Source organism: Streptomyces sp. MB09-02B, assembly GCF_033794485.1.
In the GTDB taxonomy this organism is placed as follows: Bacteria; Actinomycetota; Actinomycetes; order Streptomycetales; family Streptomycetaceae; genus Streptomyces.
The window spans coordinates 1-511 of sequence record NZ_JARGEE010001012.1 but is presented as its reverse complement, the minus strand read 5'-3'; the positions used below and the strand labels follow the sequence as shown (position 1 = coordinate 511).

1 pseudogene is annotated in these 511 nt (G+C 74.0%); it reads right to left on the bottom strand.

The annotated features are described in order from the left end of the window. A pseudogene (locus tag P1P70_RS45620) lies at positions 1-275 on the bottom strand (aromatic acid decarboxylase); the annotation flags it as partial. Positions 276-511: the final 236 nt, after the last annotated feature.

The following is a 511-nucleotide window of genomic DNA, read 5'->3' as shown; positions in this document are numbered from 1 at the left end:
GCGCCCGGCCGTATGGTCTCGTGCTCCTCGACGACGAGCCGCGCGAGGAGCCGTACGTGCTCGTCCTCCAGCTCGCGCCGCGTGAACCGGACGACGTCGGCCGGCTGCCAGCCTCTCCGCCAGGCCCCGGCGACGAACTCCCTTCCACGCAGGGCGAGTTCGGCGTCGGCCGCCGGGTCGGCGGCGAGCAGGGAGGCGCCCGTGTCGAGGGCGGCGTCGGTGTCGGCGTAGAGCGCCGCCTCGAAGGCGCGGTCCACCGTGCTGGTCGTACTCACGTGTTCGATCGTGTCATGGGGTGGTGTCGTGGGGGCGGGGGTAGGGCCGGCCCTACCCCGAGGACGCCCTCCAGGGGTCGTGTGCGGGCGGGGGCCGAGACGGTTCGCTTGGGGCATGACCACGGTAGAGACAGACAGGGCCACGGTAGAGACAGACAGGGCCACGGCAGAGGCGGGCAGGGCCACGGCAGAGGCGGGCAGGGCCACGGCAGAGGCGGGCAGGGGGTCGGCAGAGG